This window comes from Lebetimonas sp. JS138 (assembly GCF_000523335.1).
GTDB lineage: Bacteria > Campylobacterota > Campylobacteria > Campylobacterales > Nautiliaceae > Lebetimonas.
Genome location: NZ_ATHT01000001.1, coordinates 622,071 through 639,619, shown reverse-complemented (window position 1 = coordinate 639,619; position 17,549 = coordinate 622,071). Strand labels below are relative to the sequence as shown.

Sequence of the window (17,549 nt, the reverse complement as noted above, 5' to 3'; positions counted from 1 at the left end):
TTTTTGATATATTTAAGCTTATATCGGTATTTTTGATAAAATTATAACAAAGGAGAGCATATGTTTTTTAAGAAGAAAAAAAGCAATATCAAACTTGCAAAAGACCCTTTTCCGGATTATAACGACGTAAATACAAGAATAATTATCGATATAAGAGGTCCGGAAGATGTCGAATTTTATGGGAAACTGCCCAATTCAAAAAATATACCTTTTGATGAATATTTTGCAAGTAAACTTATGATGCTTGATAAAAGTAAAAAATATGCGATTATGGACGACAGAGGAATATTAACTGATTTAAAAAAGGCGGTTGAAATTGCAAAAAACACGGGTCTTGATGCTGTAGGGCTCAGAGGGGGTTTTTTTTATATAACAGAAGTACTTAATATTAAACCAATTAAAGGGGAAGAATGAAAGTATATGGAATAAAAACATGTGGAAGTGTTAAAAAGGCTTTAAAATTTTTTAATGACAGGAATATTGGATATGAGTTTCATGATTTTAAAAAAGAACCTGTTGGATGTGATAAAGTAAAGGAATGGCTTAAAAAAGTTGATATTAATACTCTTTTTAATAAAAGGGGTACAAAATACAGACAGCTTAAATTAAAAGAATTAAACCTTGACGATGAAGCGATGTTAGAGTGGTTATGTAAAGAAAATCTGCTTATTAAAAGGCCGGTAATTGAATTGGGTAACGGTGAAGTTGTTGTAGGATTTGATGAAGAAAAATATAAGGAAATTTTTGAATGAATATTGAAATTTTAACCATAAGTGTGGGAGTCGGTGCAGCCATCGGATATGTGACTAATTATGTTGCAATAAAACTTCTTTTTAGACCTTATAAACCAGTTAAACTAAAAAATATCCTTATTTTCCCCCAGGGGGTTATTCCAAGAGAAAAAAACACACTGGCAAAAAAGGTTGGCGCTGTTGTAAAAAATTACATATTAAGCGAAGAGGAAATAAAAAAAATTGTAACAAATAAAGGGGTAAAAAAAGAGATTGAAATTTTTTTGGAAGGAGAAATAGAAAAATTTCTCTCACAGGATATAACGGAGCTTACCCCAAAAGACGAACTTGCCAAAAATCTTGGAACATGGATAGATAATTTGATAAAATCAAAATTTCCGATGCTCGGCTCTTTTATAGATGCATCTACCATTGAAAGATTATTGAGTGAGGTCAATCTCGGAATAAAACTTAATAAATTTGTAAATAAAGAAAAGGTAAAAAACAAGCTTTTAAACGAAATATATGTTTTTATGGAATGTGAACTGCCCAAAATTTTAATAAAAGCTAATATTGAAAAAATTGTGGAAGATAAAATAAATTCATTTGATGAAAAAAAATTAGAAGATATGCTGTTTGTTTTAATGAAAAAGCATTTTGGGTTTATTAATGTTGCAGGAGCCGTTCTCGGCGGTATTATAGGTTTTGTTCAATATTTTGTTATTCAAATGTAATTTTGTTTTAGCATAATTCCACAAAAAAGGGGAATTGTGCTAAATGTTGAAATTATAATCGCTTCATTACTGTTTTTGTTTCTTTTGATTTTTCATTATGATTTTTATCATTTGGTAAGTCTTATTTTGGAATATATTGTAATTATAGAAGTGGTGCAGATGCTTTTTGTCTTTTTCAAAAGACAAAGGATAAAACTGAGATATATGATTGATGCAGGAATTATATTTTTTATAAGAGAGGTTTTTATTTTTGTTGTCGGACATAAAAATGAAAAGACTATTTTTTCACTTGTGGCTTTAATAGGGATATTTTTCTTTTTTAGATATTTGTCAATAAAAATAACTTATAAAGCAGAAAAAGAGGAATTAAAGAATAGTTAAGTTAAGCATATGTTTAACATCCTCTTGAGGCATTTTGTGGAAGTAGAGGTAGTTGTAAACTTTGTCTTCAATTCCAGCTAATTTTCTTTCATAGATTTCTTTATATTCTTCTGGTGTCGGGATTCTGCCAAGAAGTGCTGTTACAGCTGCAAGTTCCGCACTTCCTAAGTAAACTTTAGCACCTTTACCCATTCTGTTGTCAAAATTTCTTGTAGAAGTTGAAAATACATTTGCAAAGTCTCTAACCCTTGCCTGATTACCCATACATAGGCTGCATCCAGGAATTTCTATTCTAGCCCCCGCCTGGCCGAACACGGCATAATATCCTTCTTCTGTAAGTTTTTCTTTGTCCATTTTAGTAGGAGGTGCAATCCATAATCTTGTAGGAACCTGCCCTTCACCTTTTAGTATCTCGGCAGCTGCTCTATAGTGTCCTATATTTGTCATACAGCTTCCGATAAACACTTCGTCAATTTTGTGAGGTCTGTTTTCATCTGCCAATACTTCAGAAATTGTTGCCACATCATCCGGATCGTTCGGACAAGCTACAATAGGTTCGGTGATTTTATCTAAATCAATTTCAATAACTGCCGCATATTCTGCGTTTTCATCTCTTCTTAGAAGTTTTGGATTTTTCAGCCATTCTTTCATTTTATCAATTCTTCTTTGAAGCGTTCTTTTATCTTCATATCCGGCTTCAATCATGGCTTCAAGCATTTTGATATTTGATTTTAGATATTCTTCAACCTGATTTTCGCTTACATCAACAGTGCACGCAGCCGCACTTCTCTCGGCAGATGCGTCAGCCAATTCAAAAGCCTGTTCTATTGTGAGGTTTCTTATTATATCGCCTTCAATTTCCAAAATTCTTCCGTTAAACACATTTTTTTTGTTTTTCTTTTCGACGGTTAAAAGTCCTTGTTTTATTGCAAAATATGGAATAGCATTAACCAAATCCCTTAAAGTGATTCCAGGTTGTAATTCCCCTTTGAATTTAACCAATACGCTTTCCGGTACATTTAGAGGCATTGAGCCTGTAACGGCTGCAAACGCTACAAGCCCGCTTCCTGCTGGGAAGCTGATACCCATAGGGAATCTTGTATGGCTGTCTCCTCCTGTTCCAAGAGTGTCCGGTAAAATCATTCTGTTTAACCAGGAGTGGATTACCCCATCTCCCGGTCTAAGCGCCACACCCCCCCTGCTTGTAATAAATGCCGGAAGTGTGTGATGAAGCTTGACATCAGCCGGTTTTGGATAAGCCGCTGTATGACAGAAAGTCTGTAATACCAAATCCGCATTAAATCCTAAAGCGGCCAGTTCTTTAATTTCATCTCTTGTCATTGCACCTGTTGTATCCTGGCTGCCGACAGTTGTAGCTGTCGGTTCAACATACATACCAGGTCTAACGCCTTCCATTCCGCAGGCTTTACCGATTATTTTTTGGGCAAGTGTATATCCTACTCCTTCTTTTCCTTTTGGTTGGGCAGGTCTTATGAAGATATCAGCTTCAGGTTCCATTCCAATAGAAACTCTAGCTTTTTTAGTCAGGTTTTTACCTATAATTAACGGAACCCTTCCTCCTGCCCTTACTTCATCCGGAAGTGTATTTGGTTTTAGTTTAAATTCACTAATAACTTCTCCGTTTTTTAGAATTTTACCCTCATAAGGTCTGATTTCTATTTCGTCTCCTGTTTCGAGTTTGCTGACATCCGCACCTTCGATAGGAAGAGCGCCAGAATCTTCAAGTGTGTTAAAGAAAATAGGGGCAATTACGCTGCCTATAACAATTCCACCTCTTTTTTTATTTGGAACGAAAGGAATTTCTTCACCTATATGCCAAATAAGTGAGTTTGCGGCTGATTTTCTAGAGCTTCCAGTCCCAACTACATCACCAACAAAAGCAACAGGAAGCCCTTTTTCTTTAAGTTCTGCTATTTTATTTAGGGCATCAGGTATTTTTGCTTTTAGCATACTTGTTGCATGAAGCGGAATATCGCTTCTTGTAAATGCTTCGCTGGCAGGAGATAAATCATCAGTATTAGTCTCACCTGGTACTTTAAATACTATTGCTTTAATTGATTCAGGAAGAGGGTTTTTAGAAGTAAACCACTGGGCATTTGCCCAGGATTCAAGCACATCTTTAGCATATTTGTTTCCGGCTTTTGCTAATTCTTCAACATCGTGAAATGCGTCATATACAAGTAAAATATTTTTTAGCTGATTTGCAGCTTCTTGTGCGATTTCTTCATCTTTATGAGACAAAGCATCAATTAGAGGTTTTACATTGTATCCTCCAAGCATAGTCCCTAAGATTTCAACAGCTCTTTTTGGGGAGATTGCAGGAGATGAAGTTTTGCCTTGAATAATATCGTTTAAAAACGCCGCTTTTACATATGCAGCTTCATCAACACCAGGATTAATATGATTTAAAAACAGATCCATTAAATATTCTTCTTCCGGGATTGGAACCATTTTAAGAAGTTCAACCAACTCAGCTGTTTGTTTAGCTGTAAGCGGAAGCGGCGGAATGCCAAGTTTAGCTCTTTCTTCAGTATGTTTTTTATATTCTTCAATAAAGCTCATATCTGTCCTTTTTTATTGCAATTATAAAATTATTTTTACAAATTGTTACATCAATTAACACTTTTAATTATTTGATGTGTAATATAGTAACAAAATATTTTGTTATAATTTTAACAAAAAGGAAAATAGTGGACTTTAAAAAAATTGCAAAAGAAGTTTTGCAAATAGAGGCAAACGAGCTTTTACATGCGGATATCAGCGGCATAGAAAAAGCGGTTGAAATAGCATATAATACACCGGGTAAATTAATAGTTACGGGTGTTGGAAAATCCGGTCTTATAGGGGGTAAAATAGCGGCAACACTTGCAAGTACCGGAACTCCGAGTTTTTTTATCCATCCGACTGAGGCCCTTCACGGGGATCTTGGGATGATAGGGAAAAATGACAGCGTGCTTGCAATAAGTTATTCTGGGGAGAGCGAAGAGCTTATAAAAATCCTTCCCCATATTAAAAGATTTGATGTGCCTTTGATTGCAATGACGGGTAAGTCTGATTCAACACTGGCAAGATATGCAGACGTGGTTTTGAATATACATGTTCAAAAGGAGGCGTGTCCTTTGAATGTGGCGCCTACAAGTTCGACCACCCTTACACTTGCTGTGGGGGATGCCCTGGCGGTTTGTCTGATGAAAAAAAGAAACTTTACAAAAGAGGATTTTGCATCTTTTCATCCAGGAGGAAGTTTAGGAAAAAAACTTTTTATAAAAGTCAAAGATTTAATGAAAAAAGATTTTCCTGTAGCCGATGAGAATGATTCTTTAAAAGAGGCTATTATTAAAATGACAGAGGGGAGAATAGGGCATATTTTATTTTTGGACAATTCAAAAATAAAAGCCATTTTAAGCGACGGTGACCTCAGACGGGCTATGATGAGCGAAAAATTTGATTTAAATAAAAAAGCAATTGATTTTGCAAGCATTAATCCTAAAACGATAAATGAAAATATTTTGGCAAGTAATGCGCTTAAATATATGGAAAACAATAAAATTCAGCTGCTGCCTGTAATAGACGACAAAGAAAACGTAGTCGGTGTGATTCATATACATCAATTGGTTGAAGCGGGAATAAGATAGTGAGTAGTGAGTTGTGAGTAGTGAGTAGTCAAATTGACAAGAGGCCAAGTTGCCAAGTTCCAAGTAGCTATGGTGAAAAATGAAAAGTGAAAAATTAAAGGAAATAAATGAGACTTAATAAATTTATAAGCCATCATACGACCTATTCAAGAAGAGAAGCGGACAGGCTTATATTTGAGAGAAGGGTAAAAGTAAATAAACAGACTGTTACAAATCCTGCATATGAAGTGGAAGACGGCGACAAAGTGTCTGTAAATTCAAAACCAGTAAAAATAAGTTCAAAATATACTTGTATTGTATATAATAAGCCAAAAGGAGAACTTGTAACAAAAAAAGACCCACAGGGCAGAAAAACAATATATGATTCCCTTCCAAGAAAATTTAAACATTTTATCCCAGTCGGAAGACTTGATTTTGCAAGCGAAGGGCTTTTGATTTTAACCGATTCGCCAAAAATTGCCGAAGCTTTGATGAAATCCAATTTACCGAGAGTTTATAGGCTCAGAATCAAAGGCTCTATAACAGAAGAAATGTTAAAAGCCATGGGGGAAGGTATTGAAGTGGGAATTGAAGGTGCCCATAAAAATACCGACATAAACAATATTACTTTAAAACCTTTTTTAAATGTTCAAATTATAAAAAATTCACCTAAATTTTCAACACTTAAAGTTGCTATAGAAGAGGGGAAAAACAGAGAACTTAGACGCTTTTTCGCTCATTTCGGAAGGGATGTGATGGATTTAAAAAGGCTTAGTTACGGGTGGGTGAGCCTTAATGCTTTGCCTCAGGGAAAGACAAGATATTTTGATAAAAAAGAATATAAAATACTAAAAGATTTTTTAAAAGGGAGTTAAATGAAAACGATTAGATTTAAAACGGAGCATAAATCTCAAATAATAGACATAACAGACGATATCAAAGAAATAATAATTAAAAGCGGGGTTAAAAACGGTGTGGTCAGTGTTTTTTGCCCTCATTCAACGGCAAGTGTCATTATTTTTGAAAAAAGTGATCCGACTCTCAGAAGGGATTTATTGATGACATTAAAAAACATTGTTCCATATAAAGATTACGCTCATAAAAATGCAAGGGCTCATTTAAAGGCTTCTTTATTAACCAGTAATCTTACTTTAATAGTGGAAAATGCCAAAATAATGCTTGGAAAATGGCAAAGTGTCTTTTTGGTTGAATTTGACGGACCAAGAGAAAGGAGCGTGTATGCTAAGGTAATTAATGATTAACCCCATTTTAATTATAATCATTTTACTTTTTATTGCCTTAATTTTTAACATACCCTTGGCTAAATTTAAAATTCCTCCTATTATAGGATATATTTTTACAGGTATTGTTATTGCGAATATTTTTCATATTGAACATCATACGATAGAAATTGTCGCAGAAATAGGAATTGTTTTTTTAATGTTTTTAATCGGACTTGAGTTTTCTCCGGAAAAATTAAAAACAATGAAAAAAGAGGTTTTTTTATACGGTTTTTTGGAAATGAGTATTGCAGGTGTTTTTTTCGGACTTGTTTTTTGGTTTGTTTTAAATGTGGATATAAGGGTTTCTTTTATTGTAGGAAGTGCTTTGGCACTCAGTTCCACCGCTATTGTTTTAAAACTTTTAAATGAATCCCGTGAAATTTCAAAACCTTACGGAAGAGTGGCTCTTGGCATATTGCTTTTTCAAGATATCGCTGTTATCCCTATTTTAATTGCAATTTCACTTATAGTAAACAAAGACGCCCCGTTTTTACCCCTGATTGTTAAAACAATAGAAGCAATGGCGTCTCTGGGTGTTTTTATTTATATTTTCGGTAAATATATTGCCCCGTTTATTATTACAAAAGCCACCAAAACAAAATCTGATGAAATTTTTCTTTCAACTGTTTTGTTGGTTGTATTGACTGCGGCTGAGACAGCCCATTTTTTTGGACTCAGTTATTCTCTCGGAGCATTTTTGGCGGGTATGATTTTGAGCGAAACAAAATATAAATATCAGATAGAAGCGGATTTGGTTCCTTTTAGAGATTTGCTTTTAGGCATATTTTTTATTTCCGTAGGTCTTATGGTAAATATTCATTTTGTATTTAACCATGTATTTTCAATTGTTTTAATTACTTTAACTGTTATGACACTCAAGGCCTTTTTAATTTATTTAATTTTGAAAAAATTTGTAAAACATAAAAGAGTGGCTTTAAAAAGCGGTTTTATACTTTCTCAGATAGGCGAATTTGCTTTTGTAATTTTTGCACTTTTGGGTAAATTTTCTTTATTAGAAAAATTTTTACTGCAAGAACTGGTGGTTGCCGCTGTAATTTCTATGCTTTTAACGCCTTTTATCATTAAGTATATTTATAAAATAGCAGACATTTTTGACGAAGATATACAGAATTTTGAAGAATATAATATTTTTTCGGCAGGAGCCAGAGGGCATATTGTACTAATTGGCAATGATAAGATAGGTCAAAGGATAGCAAGAAAACTTAACAATTTTAAAATTCCTTATGTAGCGATAGACAAGCAGATAGAATTGGTAAAAGATGGTTTAAATAAAGGCGATAATGTTATTTTTGGCAATGCTGCAAATAAAAGAGTGCTTGAAAGTCTGGATATAGAAAATGCGTGTGCGGTAATTATTACCACACAGAATGAAGAACACACCCATATGATTGTAGAAAATATTTTAGATATTAATCCAAATCTGAATATTATTGTTTTAAGTGAAAATGAGGATGAGGTTAATTATTATAAAGAAAAAAATGTTTATGTAGTGGATAAAAGTAAAGAACTTGCCGAAATACTGATAAATTTAGCGCTTAAATGTGAATTGGAAAATTAAAAACATTTGGTATAATTTTGTAAAAAAGGATATAAATGTTTGAAAAGTTAGTAAAAAATATATCTAATTACAGACAACCGATGGCTTTTGGAATTGCAAGAGTCGATTTGGGACAGTTAAACCATGATAAAGTACTTCAGGCCACTTATCCCGTAATAAACTGGAATGAAAATTTTGGCTCAGCAGCAGTATTTATCAGAAGTTTGATTGAATGCGGCGTTGATGTTGATTTTGAAAAAAGCGAATTTGTAGCGCCTATTTCCAAAGATTTTGTAGATACGGCATTAAATTATTTCGGAGAAGATTTAATAAGTGAGGCCGTAGGCGAAAAACATAAAAATATACAGGTTTTAAAGGTTTTAAAAGAAATTTTTGAAGAAGAGTTATACGATAATTACAGAATTTGTTTCTTATTTGAAGATAAGGCTCCAAAGTCGGTTGAGGCTGTTTATTTGAAATTATACGCCCTTTCCACAAGAAAAGCACCTTTAAGGGGAGTAAATTTGAGCGGGGCTTTTGGTGTTTTGCATAATTCGGCGTGGATTGGAAATGTACCGATTGAGCTTGAATATTTAAAAGCCCATGAAATTGAAATGAAGCTTAAAGATTCATTTCCTGAAATTGAATATGTGGATAAATTTCCGAGATTCCTTGCACATATAATTCCGGATGAAAATATAAGAATTCTTGATACAAGCAAAGTAAGATTCGGTGCTCAGTTGGCTCCCGGAACCACTGTAATGCCGGGGGCAAGTTATATAAACTTTAACGCCGGAACAGAGGGTGCGGTAATGGTTGAAGGTAGAATAAGTTCATCCGCCGTTGTAAAAGAAGGTGCGGATGTAGGCGGAGGCGCGAGTATTTTAGGAGTGCTTAGCGGTACAAACGGAAATCCTATTACCATTGGTAAAAATACGCTTCTTGGCGCAAATTCTGTAACAGGAATCCCTTTGGGAGACGGATGTATAGTAGATGCCGGAATTGCGGTTTTAGAGGGCACAAAAATATTTATTGGTGAAGATGAATTTTATAAAATAAAAGAGGTAAACCCTGAATGGAAGGCGGAATATAAAGAATATTTTAAAGGGTTGGAATTAGCAGGACTTAACGGAATTCATTACAGATTTGACACAACAAAAGGGAAAATGACAGCATTTAGAAGCAGACGTGAGGTTAAGCTTAATGAAGAGCTTCATTAAAGAAGTGAGTGGTAAGGATAAGTTATTTTAATAGAAAATTTCCGTTATAAAAGGAAAAAATAAAAAGTAAAAATAAAAAATTTTTGATATAATTTCAAACTCAAATAAAGTAAAAGGATATTAAATGGCAAGAAAATGCGAAATTTGTGGAAAAGGTCCTCAATTTGGAAACAGAGTGAGCCATTCAAATAAAAAAATCAGACATAAATTTGATCCGAACATTCAAAACGTTAAAATTGAAATTAACGGAGTCAGAAGAAAAGTTAAAATTTGTACAAGTTGTCTTAGAAACCTAAAGAAATCTGTATAATCTTCCCCCTCTTTATGGGGTTTTTATGACTTTTAAAGAAAAACTTGCTAAACTCTTTAACTGGGAAAGAACAAAAAAGCCCGAAGTAGACCTTTCTTATGAAATCTGGGGAGAGCTAAAACCTTTCAGAGCCCCGATAATACTTACTGTTTTAATCGAATTATTCGGTACTTTGGGATATATTGCAATTGATCATTTTTCTTTGATGGATGCAATTTATCAGACTGGAATTACTTTTACCACGGTGGGTTTTGGTGAAATAGCCCCCATTTCACCGCTTGGCAGACTTTTTACAATATTTTTGATTATTGCAGGATTTGCCGTATTTTCTTATGCGGTGGGTATTTTAGTGGATGTGATTAATAAAGGCCGCCTTTTTGCACTACTTAAGGAGAACAGAATGCTTTATAAAATAGCAAGACTTAAAAATCATTATGTCGTGTGTTTTCATAACGAATATACCATAGATGTGACAAAAGAACTAAGACATGCCCATATTCCTTTTGTTGTTATAGACAATAATGATAATTTGGAAGAAATTGCCAAAAAGAACAGATATCCTTTTTTTGTAAAAGGGGATCCTCATACCACGGTTTCTATTAAAAAGGCATCTCTTAGCAGTGCAAAAGGTGTAATATCTCTATCCAAAAATGTAGCCGACAATATAGCACTGATCAGCAGTGTAAAATTATACGAAAAAGAATTAAAAAGGCATCCTTATTATATTCTTTCAATAGCAAATTCAGAAGAAGATATAGAAAAACTTCAAAAACTGGGGGCCCATGAAGTAATTTCACCTAATAAGCTGATTGCTAAAAGAATGACGGCAATAGCCGCAAATCCAGATGTTAAAAATATTTTGGAGGAATTTGTATATTCTACAGATAGCCCTCTTAATCTGGAAAAAATAACTGTAAGTAAAAAATCGTGGCTTGCATATAAAAAACTCAAAGACGCACATTTAAGAGAATTGTTTAATGTAAGTGTTGTCGGAGTAAAAGAAGCAAGCGGAAAATTCGTGCCTGTTCCAAAAGGCGAATATACTCTTAAACCTGGGGATAAAGTGTTGGTAATCGGTACTTCAAAAGACATGGTTAAAGCCAGGTTTGTAATAAGAAGTACAAAAAGACCCAAAAATATTGATTTTATATAAGTGAATAGTGAGTAGCGAGTTGTGAGTTGTGAGAAAAATTAAAAGGATTAAAATGTTTAGAATAACACCAATAAAAAACGGACTTTGTGCAATAGACGGGATTTATGCAGACGGTGTAAATGCAGGATTCAAAAAAGATGGTTTTGATGTGGGATTTATAAGAAGTGAAAAAATCATGAATATAGCTTATTTATTTACTACAAACAAATTTCAAGCGGCGCCAGTTAAATATGTTTTAAACAAAAATATTGAAAAAACAAATTTTATTCTGGCAAATTCAAAAAATGCAAACGCCTTAACCGGGGAAGAGGGAATTAATGACATTAAAGAGATTTTAAGTTTTTTAAATGAAAAAATAGATGCAATAAATCCTATAATGAGCTCAACCGGAGTAATTGGGGTAAAACTAAATAAAGAAAAAATAAAGAGTGCTATAGAAAAATTTGATTTTAATGCTAAAAATTCCAAGAATTTTGCAAAAGCAATAATGACCACAGACAGCTTTTATAAAGAAATAGCTTTTGAAGTAGAAGGAAATTTTGGAAAATTTAAAATTGCAGGTGTTGCCAAGGGAGCCGGAATGATAAACCCTGCAATGGCTACAATGCTTTGTTTTATAGTGACTGATGCAAATGTTCCCCGAGAAAAAATGAAAAAAATATTGAGTGAAATTAATGATAATACGTTTAACGCAATAAGTGTTGACGGGGATACATCCACTAACGACAGCGTTTTTTTAATGAGTACAAACGAGGGTGATTATGAAGAAGGGGCTTTTAGGGAAGCATTGAATCAGGTAATGCTAAAACTGGCAACTGATATTGTAAAAGATGGGGAGGGTGCTACAAAACTGGTGGCTTTTAATGTAAAAGGCGCTAAAAATAAATTGGAAGCCAAGATTGCCGCCAAAGCTCTTGCAAATTCGCTTCTTGTAAAAACGGCAATTTTCGGAGAAGACCCTAACTGGGGAAGAATTGCGTCAACAATTGGGGCAAGCGGGATCGAATGCGATGAAAACACTTTATCCATTGAAATAGGAGATGTTTTAATATATGATAAGGGGAAAAACTGTTTTGACAAAGTTACAGAAGAAAAAGCCCGTAAAGTTATGAAAAAAGATTCTTTTAAAATAGAAGTTGATATCGGAATAGGTGATGGCAAATTCAGGGCATTTGGCTGTGATTTGAGTTATGATTATGTAAAGATAAATGCGGAATACAGAACTTAATGTTCTTTTTCCAAAATTTTTAATGTTATAAAAAATAAAAGAGAAATTATAAACATAATAATACTTAAATGAAAAGCGGTATCTAAATCTCCGTTGAATACGCTTGTAAAAATTTCAAGTGAAACGGTATTTGTTTTAAACGGGATATTTCCTCCTAGCATTAAAGAAATACCGATTTCTGAAAATATTCTTGTTACGGATAAAATAACCGATACTAAAAATGTTTTTTTTATTCCGGGCAGAATTATAAATATAAATGTGTTTAACCTGCTTTTACCGCTTATATATGCAGCTTCTTTTATATTCATAGGATAATGTTTTATTGCTGAAATCACAGGTTTGGAATAAAGAGGAAGAGATGCAATAAAACCGGCCAAAATTAACGAATAAAAATTAAAAACAAGATTTATATTTAATTTTAACAGTGTTTGGCCTAAAACAGTGTTTTGTGAAAGAAAATATAAAAGTAAAAAACCTGTTACAATAGGCGGAAGGGCCAGGGGTAAATCAAGTATAAAAGAAAAAATTTTAGCGAAAAAGGAATGTGATTCCGCCAGATAAAAAGATATTAAACTTCCTATTGTAAGCAGCAGTATTAAATCTACCCCCAGCACTTTAAGCGTAAGAACAATTGAAAATATGGCTTCTTCGTTTAAATGCATATCCCCCTGCTTTTTAAATATTTTTTTATTTTTTCAGATTTTAAAAATTTAATAAAATCAACACACGTTTTACTTTTTTTTATTGATGAAAAACCTAAAATTATAGGTGTATAATTCTTTTTTATTTCAATATATGAATATTTGTTTTTTAAAAATAGTGCCATTACCTCATTTGCGACTGCACACTCTACTATATTCATCTGTAAATAATTAATTCCCTGAGGCATCATTGATACTGTTAATTCATTTATAGGATGAATATGAATATTTTTAAAAAATTCTTCTGCCCTGTTGCCATAAATAGTTCCTTTTGGATTAGGAACTGCAATTTTTGTTTGATTTAAATCGTCTAAATTTGTTTTTTTTCTGCAAATAATTGTTAAGTTGTCTTTACCAATAGGAATAAAAGAATTAAAACCGTTTTGTTTTAATGTTTCTTTTTCTCCGAATATCATAGAAATGTTTTTAAGTTTGGCATTTGCAATAAGCGTTCCCAGAGGGCCGTAAATTACAGTTATTTTTTCTTTGTGTATTAAATTGTATTGTTTTATTAAAGGTTTAAAGATTTCTTTATATCCACCGGTGATTCCTATAATACAGTTTGCAAAAATTTTTAATGAAATAATTAGTAAAATAAATTTTTTCATCTTTATCCTTTCGTTATATATTTATTTATATAACGTATTTTAAAATAATTTTTTTATTTTGTCAAGCAAATTTCAAATTTAATTGTATTTTTTTTATTTTTTGATATAATTTCAATCCATAATTATTCCGGCGTAGCTCAGTCGGTAGAGCAGACGGCTGTTAACCGTCGGGTCAGAGGTTCGAGTCCTCTCGCCGGAGCCATCATATAAATGAAAAAATTTTAAACAATTTTTATATTTAAGTGTCTGTCACTAATGCCGGCGTAGCTCAGTTGGCCAGAGCAGCTGATTCGTAATCAGCAGGTCGGGGGTTCGAATCCCGTCGCCGGCTCCATATATTGTTAAATTTTTAATATAATTATGTCTATGAAAAAAATATTTTTGGCTATTTTATTTTTAACCGGCTGCAGTGTTAGTGATTATCAAAATATTGCGTCCGTAGCAATTTCTAAAAATCCGAAGTCTGCGTTAAAGCATTATTTAATCAGGAAAAAAGATTATTATTTAACACATCCCCAGGCTCTTGCAAAAGATGTAAAAAGTTTTTTGTATCATTTTAATTTAGAAGTTAAAGAGTTTACAAAAGCAATTTCTATTTGGCAAAATCCAGAGAAGCCGACTATCAAAAAACTGGTTAAGTATTCAAATCATTACAGGGCAAGAGCTATTATTGATTTTGACAAAGGATTAGTAAGGGTTGAAACAATTGATAAAAATTATAAAAAAATTTTGCAAAAAGCTTTGGTTAACACAATGCTTATGCCAGATGACCCAAGAAGCGTAGATTTATTCAGTGATAAAATAGTTTTAAAAGGAAAACCTTTTCTGGCGGGTGAAATATATGATTTTGAAGGGAAACTGGTTTTATATAAATGGAGGGCAAACAGGTATTCCAGTTATTTAATAAGACATAATCTAAAAAGTTATGTATATAAAAATCAAAAAATTTATTATGTGTCATTCCCGTTAGTCAAAAACAGCGAAACTCTCAGGGCTAAAAAATATTTGCCTTTTATTAGAACCTATTCAAAAAAATATTCAATTTCTAAGAGTCTGATACTTGGAATTATTAAAACAGAAAGCGATTTTAACCCTTATGCTGTAAGTTATGTTCCAGCATTTGGACTTATGCAGATAGTTCCTACTACCGCGGGGGTTGAAGGTTATGAAAGAGCTTACGGATATAAACATATTCCAAGTAAAGAATTTTTATTTGTTCCTAAGAATAATATTAATATTGGAAGTGCATATTTAAATCTTTTATATTATAAATACCTTTCAAAAATAAAAAATCCCCTAAGCCGTGAATATATGATGATAGCTTCTTATAACAGCGGAATAGGTAATGTTTTAAGAGTATTCAATATAAGAAAAGACAGAGCGGTTGCTATTGCCAATTTACTTTCTCCAAATGAAGTTTATTATAGATTAATTCATAGATTACCTACAAGTGAGGGAAGAAATTATCTTCCTAAAGTATTAAAAAACAGAAATAAATTTATTGCATTATAATTTTAATTGAGAAAAGTAATTTAAAAAAATGGGCATTGACTAAATGGTAGAAATATACAAAAATAACTACAAAGATAAAAATATGACAGCTGAGAGCTTCATTTTACTAAAGCACCGCTCAAATTTTACTAAAAATTGCAAACAGCTACGCAGCCCTTACGGGTTAAGTGCAATTTTTTAAACGCAAAATTTTCGCTAAATTCCGCTACGCTGTCATATTTTTACTTTTCCGTTATTTAGTCAGTGTCAAAAAATGATATAATATTTAAAATAAAAAAAAGGGAAAAAAATGGAAAAAATAAACAATACCTTGGTAAAACTTGAGGATGCAATTAAAAATGCAGATGAAAAAAAAGTTACAAACATTTTAGATGAGCTTAAAAACAGTGTAAATTCAAAACTTGACAATGAAAAAATAAAAGAAATAAAAGCCAAACTCGAAGAAATATTAGAACAAACAAAGTCTCAAGCAAAAGAACATCCTGTTTTTTCAATAGCGGTAGCCGGTATTATAGGATTTTTGCTTGGCAGACTTAGTAAATGAATGATAAAAGAAGCAATATAATTGTTTCTATTTTAGAAGTTGTTTTATTATTAATTAGAAGTAATTTGTTATTTTCTTTTAAAGAAGAAATAAAAAAAGATACAGCACAATACTTAAATGCTGTGTTTATTGGAATTATCGGATTAATATTTTTTATTCTGTCTTTAATTTTTATAAGTTTCGGTGTATATGAATTTTTAAAACTTTTTATGAAAAGTTATTATGCTTTTTTAATTATAGGGGGATTTTATTTTTTTGTTTTTTTATGTCTTATTTTTACAATAAAAAAACGCCTTAAAGGCTGAGGTATTTTTCTATTCCGTCAGGTGATATTGTAACAATATTTCCGTTTAACTTTTTTGCTGCTAATATATTTGCGGCCGTTGAAATTCCCCCTGTAATTCCTAAATTCGGCAGTTTTTTCATATATTCAACCGCCTCATCACTTTTAATCAAAATCACATCATCAAGTAAGTTTAAATCAATTATTTTTGGTATAAACCCCGCTGCTATGCCCTGAATGTTATGTTTATTTATTGGTAAATTTTCATTTTTAAGTTTATTGTAAATCACAGGTGCTTCTTTTGGTTCAACAGCTATTATTTTAACTCCTAATGGTTTTAAAACTTTGGCAATACCTGTAATAGTTCCTCCGCTTCCGACACCTGCGACAAAATAATCTATTTTTTCAACCTGATTTAAAATCTCAAGTGCAGTTGAGTATTCATGTGAAAGAGCATTTAAGGGGTTATTAAACTGGTCTGTATAATAAGCATTATGTTTTTTTATGTATTCTTTTGCCTCTTTTATAGCATCAGCTATTGTGCCGTCCGTTAAAATTAAATTTGCCCCGTACATTTTTAATAGTTTTTGCCTTTCTATTGAAAAACTTTTCGGCATAAAAATAGTAGGCTTAATACCAAATTTTTTGGCATAAAAACTAAGGGCAATTCCGGTATTTCCGCTTGTAACTTCCACAATTTCCCTGAATCCTTTTGAAAAAGCGTCTTTTAACATAAAAAGAGCGGGTCTGTCTTTTATGCTGCCTGCCGGGTTTTTGTATTCAAGTTTGATTGAAATATTGTTTAGCTGAAAAATAGGTGTGTTAAACATGTTTGCTCCTTAAAAATAGAATTCCTATACTTGAAGAAATCAAAGTTATTACAAAAAATAAAAAGGCTGCTAAAATTCCCACTTCTGCATTTATTGGAAAATAATCTGAAGAATAAAGAAAAGTAAGTTCCCTTAAACCAACTCCACCGATTGAAATAGGAATTACGCTTACAACTGAAGAAATTAAAAACAAAATCCCGTAATCAATTAAATGAAGTTTTATGTTAAAACTTAGCATTATAAAAATAAAGCTTATTAACTGAAGGGATTGAATAATAAGTGAAAAAACAAATGTTTTTAAAAAACTTTTTTTAAATTCAATAAAAAGCAGTTTATGAATAAAATATAAAATAAAAGGGCTAATGACAAGAAGTATAATGGCATAAATAATAAACATATCAAATCTGCTGAAAAAAATTAAAACGGAAATAATAAAAAAAATTGCAAAAAGACCTGATATTCTGTCAATTAAAAGGGCTTTTATTATTTTTTTATATCCTACCTCAAAATTTTTTTGAAATTTATAAGCCTTATATGCGTCCCCTCCTATACCGCCCGGCAAAAGTATATTATAAAACATTCCGAGATAATATAAAATAAGCTGCGTTTTAAATGTTGGTGTTACGTTTATGTTTTTTAAATATGTGTGAACCCTCATAGCAGAAATAATTTGGGAGAGGTTAAAAGTAACAAATGCCAAAATCAGTAAAGTTGGGTGAATTAGCTTTATCTCTTTTAATTTATTAATATCAATTTTATTTACAATAATTATAAAAGCTGAAATAATAAAAATTATTTTTATTAGTAATTTAATTTTTTTCTTTAATTCTTTACTCAC

General features: G+C 32.1%; 20 protein-coding genes and 2 tRNA genes. 17 read left to right on the top strand and 5 right to left on the bottom strand.

All coding sequences use genetic code 11. From position 1 onward, the window contains the following. Positions 1 to 60 precede the first annotated feature (60 nt). The 4 genes from DZ67_RS0103555 to DZ67_RS0103540 are packed head-to-tail and all read left to right on the top strand — an operon-like array spanning position 61 to position 1,846. Entirely contained in the window at positions 61 to 414 is a 354-nt protein-coding gene (locus DZ67_RS0103555) for a rhodanese-like domain-containing protein (RefSeq protein WP_024787295.1), read from the top strand. Beyond that, complete coding sequence (locus DZ67_RS0103550; RefSeq protein ID WP_024787294.1) at positions 411 to 752, top strand: arsenate reductase family protein; 342 nt, start codon at positions 411 to 413, stop codon at positions 750 to 752. The genes DZ67_RS0103555 and DZ67_RS0103550 overlap by 4 nt, the downstream gene beginning before the upstream one ends. Further along, complete coding sequence (locus DZ67_RS0103545) at positions 749 to 1,465, top strand: DUF445 domain-containing protein (RefSeq protein ID WP_024787293.1); 717 nt, start codon at positions 749 to 751, stop codon at positions 1,463 to 1,465. Before DZ67_RS0103550 ends, DZ67_RS0103545 begins: the two co-directional genes overlap by 4 nt. A 36-nt stretch (positions 1,466 to 1,501) precedes the next feature. Further along, positions 1,502 to 1,846 (top strand): phosphate-starvation-inducible PsiE family protein, encoded by a 345-nt coding sequence (locus tag DZ67_RS0103540; protein WP_024787292.1) that lies wholly within the window; start codon positions 1,502 to 1,504, stop codon positions 1,844 to 1,846. Here DZ67_RS0103540 and acnB read toward each other — a convergent pair. After that, the gene (gene acnB, locus DZ67_RS0103535) at positions 1,832 to 4,429 is read right to left on the bottom strand and encodes a bifunctional aconitate hydratase 2/2-methylisocitrate dehydratase (RefSeq protein ID WP_024787291.1); all 2,598 of its coding nucleotides are present in this window, start codon (positions 4,427 to 4,429) and stop codon (positions 1,832 to 1,834) included. The genes DZ67_RS0103540 and acnB overlap by 15 nt on opposite strands. Positions 4,430 to 4,557: 128 nt before the next feature. Between acnB and DZ67_RS0103530 the strand changes: the two genes are divergently transcribed. From DZ67_RS0103530 to argJ, 8 genes are all read left to right on the top strand, one after another. Then, positions 4,558 to 5,502 (top strand): KpsF/GutQ family sugar-phosphate isomerase, encoded by a 945-nt coding sequence (locus tag DZ67_RS0103530; protein WP_024787290.1) that lies wholly within the window; start codon positions 4,558 to 4,560, stop codon positions 5,500 to 5,502. A 107-nt stretch (positions 5,503 to 5,609) separates the two neighbouring features. Further along, positions 5,610 to 6,356, top strand: coding sequence for a pseudouridine synthase (locus tag DZ67_RS0103525; RefSeq protein WP_024789485.1), 747 nt, complete (start codon positions 5,610 to 5,612; stop codon positions 6,354 to 6,356). Then, positions 6,357 to 6,743, top strand: a complete 387-nt coding sequence (locus DZ67_RS0103520; RefSeq protein WP_024791769.1) for a secondary thiamine-phosphate synthase enzyme YjbQ — start codon at positions 6,357 to 6,359, stop codon at positions 6,741 to 6,743. After that, the gene (locus tag DZ67_RS0103515; protein ID WP_024790729.1) at positions 6,736 to 8,343 is read left to right on the top strand and encodes a cation:proton antiporter; all 1,608 of its coding nucleotides are present in this window, start codon (positions 6,736 to 6,738) and stop codon (positions 8,341 to 8,343) included. Before DZ67_RS0103520 ends, DZ67_RS0103515 begins: the two co-directional genes overlap by 8 nt. A 35-nt stretch (positions 8,344 to 8,378) precedes the next feature. Then, positions 8,379 to 9,542, top strand: coding sequence for a 2,3,4,5-tetrahydropyridine-2,6-carboxylate N-succinyltransferase (locus DZ67_RS0103510; RefSeq protein WP_024787286.1), 1,164 nt, complete (start codon positions 8,379 to 8,381; stop codon positions 9,540 to 9,542). A gap of 124 nt (positions 9,543 to 9,666) precedes the next feature. Next, entirely contained in the window at positions 9,667 to 9,852 is a 186-nt protein-coding gene (gene rpmB / locus DZ67_RS0103505; RefSeq protein ID WP_024787285.1) for a 50S ribosomal protein L28, read from the top strand. Positions 9,853 to 9,877: 25 nt separating this feature from the next. Next, complete coding sequence (locus DZ67_RS0103500; protein WP_024787284.1) at positions 9,878 to 11,005, top strand: potassium channel protein; 1,128 nt, start codon at positions 9,878 to 9,880, stop codon at positions 11,003 to 11,005. 52 nt (positions 11,006 to 11,057) lie between these two features. Beyond that, the gene (gene argJ, locus DZ67_RS0103495; RefSeq protein ID WP_024790728.1) at positions 11,058 to 12,233 is read left to right on the top strand and encodes a bifunctional glutamate N-acetyltransferase/amino-acid acetyltransferase ArgJ; all 1,176 of its coding nucleotides are present in this window, start codon (positions 11,058 to 11,060) and stop codon (positions 12,231 to 12,233) included. Here the strand turns inward: argJ and DZ67_RS0103490 are convergent. Together DZ67_RS0103490 and DZ67_RS0103485 are read right to left on the bottom strand one after the other, a co-directional pair. Continuing rightward, the gene (locus DZ67_RS0103490; protein ID WP_024789480.1) at positions 12,230 to 12,895 is read right to left on the bottom strand and encodes a molybdate ABC transporter permease subunit; all 666 of its coding nucleotides are present in this window, start codon (positions 12,893 to 12,895) and stop codon (positions 12,230 to 12,232) included. The genes argJ and DZ67_RS0103490 overlap by 4 nt on opposite strands. Continuing rightward, positions 12,886 to 13,542: a molybdate ABC transporter substrate-binding protein gene (locus DZ67_RS0103485; RefSeq protein ID WP_024787282.1), complete on the bottom strand. Its 657-nt coding sequence runs from the start codon at positions 13,540 to 13,542 to the stop codon at positions 12,886 to 12,888. The genes DZ67_RS0103490 and DZ67_RS0103485 overlap by 10 nt, the downstream gene beginning before the upstream one ends. A gap of 126 nt (positions 13,543 to 13,668) precedes the next feature. On the opposite strand from DZ67_RS0103485, the gene DZ67_RS0103480 reads away from it, so the two are divergent. From DZ67_RS0103480 to DZ67_RS0103460, 5 genes are all read left to right on the top strand, one after another. After that, positions 13,669 to 13,744 (top strand) — tRNA-Asn (locus DZ67_RS0103480). A 55-nt stretch (positions 13,745 to 13,799) separates the two neighbouring features. After that, positions 13,800 to 13,876 (top strand) — tRNA-Thr (locus tag DZ67_RS0103475). A 32-nt stretch (positions 13,877 to 13,908) separates the two neighbouring features. Then, a complete protein-coding gene (locus tag DZ67_RS0103470) occupies positions 13,909 to 15,054 on the top strand; it encodes a murein transglycosylase domain-containing protein (protein WP_024787281.1) in 1,146 nt (381 codons plus the stop codon). A 289-nt stretch (positions 15,055 to 15,343) separates the two neighbouring features. Further along, entirely contained in the window at positions 15,344 to 15,598 is a 255-nt protein-coding gene (locus DZ67_RS0103465) for a hypothetical protein (protein ID WP_024787280.1), read from the top strand. Next, positions 15,595 to 15,903, top strand: coding sequence for a phage holin family protein (locus DZ67_RS0103460; RefSeq protein WP_024787279.1), 309 nt, complete (start codon positions 15,595 to 15,597; stop codon positions 15,901 to 15,903). The genes DZ67_RS0103465 and DZ67_RS0103460 overlap by 4 nt, the downstream gene beginning before the upstream one ends. Here the strand turns inward: DZ67_RS0103460 and DZ67_RS0103455 are convergent. Next, positions 15,893 to 16,711: a PLP-dependent cysteine synthase family protein gene (locus tag DZ67_RS0103455; RefSeq protein ID WP_024787278.1), complete on the bottom strand. Its 819-nt coding sequence runs from the start codon at positions 16,709 to 16,711 to the stop codon at positions 15,893 to 15,895. The genes DZ67_RS0103460 and DZ67_RS0103455 overlap by 11 nt on opposite strands. Continuing rightward, positions 16,704 to 17,549: a lysylphosphatidylglycerol synthase transmembrane domain-containing protein gene (locus DZ67_RS0103450; RefSeq protein ID WP_024790727.1), complete on the bottom strand. Its 846-nt coding sequence runs from the start codon at positions 17,547 to 17,549 to the stop codon at positions 16,704 to 16,706. Before DZ67_RS0103450 ends, DZ67_RS0103455 begins: the two co-directional genes overlap by 8 nt.